This window comes from Dietzia aerolata, assembly GCF_014144865.1.
GTDB lineage: Bacteria > Actinomycetota > Actinomycetes > Mycobacteriales > Mycobacteriaceae > Dietzia > Dietzia aerolata.
The window spans coordinates 1-1,914 of record NZ_JAALDM010000284.1; the positions used below are offsets into that span (position 1 = coordinate 1).

The following is a 1,914-nucleotide window of genomic DNA, read 5'->3' on the forward strand; positions in this document are numbered from 1 at the left end:
GGGCGCCGGAGGCGCTGGAGGGCTTGCAGCGGCCCGACGCGGTGTTCATCGGCGGGGGCGGTACCGCCCCTGGCCTGCTGCGGCAGTGCTGGGCGAAGCTCCCGCCGGGCGGCCGGCTGGTCGCGCACGCGGTGACGCTGGAGACCGAGCGCGCAGTGCTCGACGCCCACGATGAGTTCGGCGGGGAGCTGACGAGGTTCCACGTGGAACACGCTGCACCGATAGGCCGGTTCACCGGATGGACGCCGGCTCGCGCGGTGGTGCAGTGGGCTGCCGTGAAACCGGGTGTCTGCGCGGCTGATCTGACGACGACAGGGGAGAGCTCGTGACCGTTCGATTCGTAGGGGCCGGTCCCGGCGCCGCCGATCTGCTGACCTTGCGTGCCGCGGCGGCCCTGCGGGAGGCCGACGTGTGCCTGTATGCGGGGACGTATCTCGACGACGGCGTCCTCGAGCACTGCCGGCCCGACGCGCGCCTGGTGGATACGCAGCATCTGGACCTGGAGGGGATCATCGCCGAGATCGTGGCTGCTCACGGCGCTGGTCTGGAGGTGGTGCGGCTGTGTTCGGGTGACCCGTCGCTGTACTCCGCGTTGGCCGAGCAGACCCGCCGCCTCGACGCGGTGGGCGTGCCGTGGGAGGTCGTGCCGGGAGTCCCCGCCTACGCGGCAGCCGCTGCTGAGCTGGGTGTGGAGCTGACGGTTCCGGAGGTGGTGCAATCGGTGGTCCTCACCCGAGTTCAGGCTCGTTCGACGGAGATGCCGTCCCCGGAGGCGTTGGAGAACTTCGCCGCCACCGGCGCGACGTTGGTGCTGCACCTAGCGATCACACGGATCCGCGCGCTCGCCGAGCGGCTGGTGCCCACGCATGGCGCCGACTGCCCGGTGGCGGTGGTGGCCAATGCGAGTCGCCCACACCGCGTGGAACTGCGCGGCACTCTCGCCGATATCGCTGACTCTGTGGAGGTCGCGGGCCTGCGCCAGGCGGCGGTCATCCTGGTAGGGCGTGCGCTGGTCAGGCCGGGGGAGGCGGAGTCGTGGCTGTACGCGTCGAGCCCGGAGCGGGAGGCGAAGAGGCGGGGCTGATTGGCTCCTCTGGGAGTACGAAGCTCGCGCGACCAACGGGTTGACGCAATCGATGTTATCGGCGGCGGCCACGTGGCGGACGGAACGCGTCTTATCGGCGCCGGCGGGTCGTGCGTCCCCGGCTCACCCTGCTCTGATTCGGGGTTGGTGCGGTTATTTATAGACGTCGCCGCGGTGTCCGATGCGCAGCACGAGCACGACGAGGGCGTCGTCTTCGATGTCGTAGATGATGCGGTAGTTGCCGACGCGGATGCGGAGTTCACCGTCGCCACCGGAGAGTTGAATGGCGCCGGTCGGTCGCGGAGCCTCCGCCAGAGCTTCGATGGCTCGGACGATTCGCTTTTGCTCGGTGGGATGAACTTTGCGCAGGGCTTTCGCAGCCGAGGGCTTATAGGTGATCGAATAGGACATCAGTGAGCAGGAAGCGCGGGCTTACAGTCCCAGTTCCGACATGAGTTCCTCGTGGGAGATGCTGCCGTCCTCGCGGCGGGCCTCGGCCGCGCCGCGAACATCGGCCTGGTCCTCCAGGGCTTGCAACGCGCGGTCGAAGAACTCAGGTGAAACGACAACGGCGCGACGACGGCTGCCCCGGCTGAGGATCTCCACTGGCGCCCGCTGTGCAGCGTCGAGTACCTCGCTCTGGTTGGCGCGGAAGTTGCTGAGCGTCGTGGTCACCATGGGTCCTATGGTACATCTTGTACAACTCGAGGTCGAGTGGGTGTCGGCCGTGCTCTGGGTCCGGGATCGTAGATTCCGTTGTGACCTGCACGCTTGACGGAATGCCACATTATCGGCACATTCGTAAGGCGAGTGCTGGGGGACCGATGAAA

The 1,914-nt window shown here is 67.9% G+C and carries 3 protein-coding genes and 1 pseudogene; 2 read left to right on the forward strand and 2 right to left on the reverse strand.

Annotation, left to right across the window (positions count from 1 at the left end; translation table 11 throughout):
* A pseudogene (locus G6016_RS14910) lies at nt 1–329 on the forward strand (cobalamin biosynthesis bifunctional protein CbiET); the annotation flags it as partial.
* On the forward strand, nt 326–1,084 hold the full coding sequence (locus G6016_RS14915; RefSeq protein ID WP_182633402.1) for an SAM-dependent methyltransferase: 759 nt from the start codon (nt 326–328) through the stop codon (nt 1,082–1,084). The pseudogene G6016_RS14910 and the gene G6016_RS14915, both read left to right, overlap by 4 nt.
* Before the next feature lie 153 nt (nt 1,085–1,237).
* Here G6016_RS14915 and G6016_RS14920 read toward each other — a convergent pair whose 3' ends face one another.
* Both G6016_RS14920 and G6016_RS14925 read right to left on the reverse strand, forming a co-directional pair.
* Nucleotides 1,238–1,495: a type II toxin-antitoxin system RelE family toxin gene (locus tag G6016_RS14920; protein WP_182633403.1), complete on the reverse strand. Its 258-nt coding sequence runs from the start codon at nt 1,493–1,495 to the stop codon at nt 1,238–1,240.
* 21 nt (nt 1,496–1,516) lie between these two features.
* Complete coding sequence (locus G6016_RS14925) at nt 1,517–1,762, reverse strand: type II toxin-antitoxin system prevent-host-death family antitoxin (protein ID WP_182633404.1); 246 nt, start codon at nt 1,760–1,762, stop codon at nt 1,517–1,519.
* Between the last annotated feature and the right edge of the window lie 152 nt (nt 1,763–1,914).

Excerpts from the sequence above, each read along its gene's own strand:
- G6016_RS14920 (WP_182633403.1), bottom strand. The coding sequence starts at position 1,495 with ATGTCCTATTCGATCACCTATAAGCCCTCGGCTGCGAAAGCCCTGCGC.
- G6016_RS14925 (WP_182633404.1), bottom strand. The coding sequence starts at position 1,762 with ATGGTGACCACGACGCTCAGCAACTTCCGCGCCAACCAGAGCGAGGTA.